The organism is Parabacteroides sp. merdae-related_45_40 (assembly GCF_001915675.1).
The window spans coordinates 1-3,936 of sequence record NZ_MNQY01000010.1 but is presented as its reverse complement, the minus strand read 5'-3'; the positions used below and the strand labels follow the sequence as shown (position 1 = coordinate 3,936).

Sequence of the window (3,936 nt, the reverse complement as noted above, 5' to 3'; positions counted from 1 at the left end):
CTTCAAACCGTCTGTTATATCCACACGGAAAGGCTTTGTCCAGACAATTCCCTTGTCTTTCCCGTTAATACAGACAGAGGCAATCCCGACATCCTTTACATTTTCGAGTTGCAGGTAATACCGGTTTGCGGGATTCTTTTCAAAATTAACAGTAAATTTCTTATTATAGACTGCTGTTCCCGAATAATATTTGATTCTCTTATCCGAATGCCTCGTCCAGTCTATTAATTCCGGGAAGACAACAGACGACGGACCTCCCCATTCCGGATCGAAATTGACAGTCCAGGCGCCATCCAACGTTTGCAAAATCTCATAATCAGGATCATTGCCGGCTTTCGCTCCTTGCTTGTTCCGATCAATCTTCTTATGGAACACCACGAACATAGAACCGTAAGGTTCCAGTGTTAAAGGGACGACCGTCTTTTCATCTTTCTGGGTGAAAGCCCCGGCCTCACGTATCTCTCCGGTAAGGGCATTCCATAACTCCGGCTGTAATCCCGATACGCGGAAACATGCGTCGATCTTTTGCCGTTCCGCTGTCTGGTTACTGACAAAATAAACATGAGCATCATCGATCACATAATGGATGTAATCAAAATCCGTCTTACTATCGTTTCCTTCGACAGCGAAATCAACCGGTTGATTCCGGGAAAGAAGGTATTCCTTGGCAGTTATCCCCCAAGAGACAAACCCCTTGCCATATTGATTCTGTCCGGTTGTCCCGATTGTCGTTCCCCAAAGCAGGTCCACCAATTTTTTGAACTCAGCAGCACCTTTCTCTCCTCCGAACAGCGATACGGCTTTCTGTGGTTTCGGACCGAGAACAGAAGCACCTTCTTTTACCAACATTTCCAACTTCTTCAATACTGGTAACGACAAGATCCGGTGATCCGGTAAAACCAACACTTTATATTTCCTGCCACCCGGAACTACAATGTCGCCATCTTTGACACCTAATTTCATCAAAATGTTTTCATCCGTCACATCGTAATCAAAACCAAACATCGCACCGGGCATATCCGAATGTTTAAACGGATAGACATTCGGGACGTGATCGCCATAATAATAAAGGATATCGGCAACGAACGTTCCTTCCTGCGCCAACATCTGTACACGATGCATGTAATCGATGAAAGGAGCCGATTTACTCCACCAAGTAACACGCGGGTTCACATGTGTACCGGCAAAATATTCCTGTCCCGGTATTCCCTGTTCCACAGGGGAACAAGTAAAGGTATGGAAATACACCCGGTTCAGACCGGCACATATTTCATGGTCGAATGCCGATTTCTGGTCATGCCACAGTTCATCGTTCCAATGCGGACCGATCGTCGTGAAAGATTCGGCTCCCACAATCTTCTTTCCATAAATATGGGCGGCGGAAGAGGCCTGCTTAATAAAGAAACGATCCTGCGGCCGCGGACGGTGCGGGGATGGCGACCAGAACTCGCTCATCACAATATCACTGAAGCCATAATTCTTCATACCGTCCAACGGTCCGGCATGAGGTCCTGCCGACTCCGGTTGGATCCCCATGTTGTGCCGGTGGGCATGTTCGGCAAAGCGGGCATAATGATTCGTGGCGACCAGATGAGCTATCGTCTTGCGGAAGTCAGCCAGAAAAGCATTAGAAGTGTCGATATTATCCACGACATGCCCGGCAATAAGGGGCAAATATAGTTTCAAATCGTATCCGCAATATGAACGAAACTCATTGGCAAAAGCATCCGTCCAGTTCATTCCTCCACACTCCCAACTGTCCGTCTCCATAAATTTCAATGTCGATCCCACATGCTTTTCACCTGCCGCCTGGAGGATAGGTTCAACGATCGTATTCCAATAATAATCAAATGCGTTCCGATCCATATAATCCAGGACATTGCCTTGCCAATCCCTGCTAGAGGTAGAAACTTCCGATCGAGTACAAGTATAACCAATACGCATAATATTCCAGTCGCCTTCAGGAGCGTCCCAACTGAGCAAGCCTTTTTCATCCATCTGCGTTGTAAGGTCAACTATCCGAGCTATATCAATAAGATATATCGTTTTATCCGTTTTCTTTTCTCTGCCACGCGCATTATTCTCCAATAAAAAACGGCAGTCGGGAGCAGAGCCTCCCAGTTCATGAAAACCTAACTTCAGATCCAGATTACTGACCGGTTCATTCGTTTTGTTTTCTTTATTCGATGGGAAAGCAAGAACGACAATATCCTTGTAAAACCCTTTATAAATATCAGGTTCAGCCAATTGCAGACGAAGCGTTTTTCCTCCTGTCACCTTTCGTTCGGAATAAGTCAGTTGCTTGGCTGCATACTGCGGAGTGACACACGGTCCCCCTAGGTTCCATCCACTCTGGATATTGAAACCGATCTCCAATCCTAAACGCTTGGCCTCATCCAATGCAAAAACAAAAAGCTCTGTCCATTCCTCACTTCCGAAAAGCGGTCCGGCAAGGATATCCTTATTCCCCCGCTGATTATGTCCACCGGCATCAAAGATCATCGCTCCCTGGAAATTCCGGGATTTCATCGCTTCCAAATCTTTCGTGATAGCTTCTTTTGTCACGTTTCCATTCAACCACCACCACCAGCAATTCACACCATAGGTTCTATCCGGTTGCTGAAAATTGCTTTTCAGATAGTCATAGTCAATTTGGTATTTTCTATCCATAGGATCCTTATCCGACCCCGTACAACTAAAGAGAAAGCCAAGTAATATCGCTTCCCAACATATTGTTTTCCAACTCATCACTCACATCTATTATCTATCTTAATAATCAAACCCGCTAAAATTTTATTCATACTCCAATTCATAAAACGTTAGCGGGTCTTAGTAAAAATCACTATGCCAATCTATTAATTCCAGCCGGGATTTTGTTCCATTACGACATCCTTATTCGTATCGATAACAACTTGGGGAATCGGCCATAAATTGAATTTTTTTGTCAATGTCGTTCTCGGATCATCCCAGTAAGCGTATTTCTTAATCCTGTCTACCGCAACGGTTCCCCCCATACGCAAAAGGGTATTCCAACGACATTCTTCATACACCAGTTCACGGGCACGTTCATCCAGTATCAAGTCTACATTCACCTCCGAAGCCTGTACAAGATATTCGCACTGTGCACGCTTACGCAACAAATTAATATCATCCGCCGCACCTGCATTATCTCCAGAGCGCATCTTGGCTTCTGCACGCAATAGGATAGTTTCCGGTAAACGGATCAAATATTCATCACGGAACAGGTTGCTTCTGTTTTCCCCTGCATCCAGACCTCTGTATTTATCAGTCGAAATCTTACAGGAGATCGGAAAACATTGTGTCCAAGAACCGTCAACAGCATCTTTACCTTCTCCGTCTTTATAAATAACACTCCAAGGAACCGGTTTACCATAATAAGGAGAAGAAGGGACATTTCCTAACAAAGTACGTCTAAGAACTGCTTCCGAATTACGCAGGTCTATCCCCCATTTTCCTTCATAAACAAGGTCTCTCGTATATTTTGTCGGAGTTACTTGTACAATACCACGACCTCCGACATCTTCCATCGCCGAATTCAAATGAGCGGACATAGGATCTCTATAAACCGGACCAAAAGAACGGGAATACTGTAATTTTGATTCTCCATCCTCCGCTTTATAGGCATCATAGTCGATCTGGGCGACCCAAATAGCCTCTTTGTTACCCTCCTGATAGTTCTGGTTACCTTCTTGGAACAAATCCCAATAAAGATTTCCTTCTACCGGATAGCCAGCTGCAGAATAGAGGTGTTCCGGAGTCTGCATGCTTTCCTCTGTTGCATAATAATAAACCGGGTCTTCGTCTGCTCTGGAACCGAAACGTTCCGTCATCAAACTATAGACAGAGCCATCAATCACATCATTACCATAAGCAATTGCTTTTTGATAGGCAGCTGGTGCCTCTCCACCTTTACCA

The 3,936-nt window shown here is 45.0% G+C and carries 2 protein-coding genes; both read right to left on the bottom strand.

Annotation, left to right across the window (positions count from 1 at the left end):
* Positions 1–2,670, bottom strand: a 2,670-nt coding sequence (locus BHV83_RS00190) for a glycosyl hydrolase (protein WP_286755176.1), incomplete at its 3' end; no start/stop codon positions are given.
* A gap of 185 nt (positions 2,671–2,855) precedes the next feature.
* Positions 2,856–3,936 (bottom strand): RagB/SusD family nutrient uptake outer membrane protein (locus tag BHV83_RS00185; protein WP_286755174.1); only part of this gene is annotated, 1,081 nt, incomplete at its 5' end.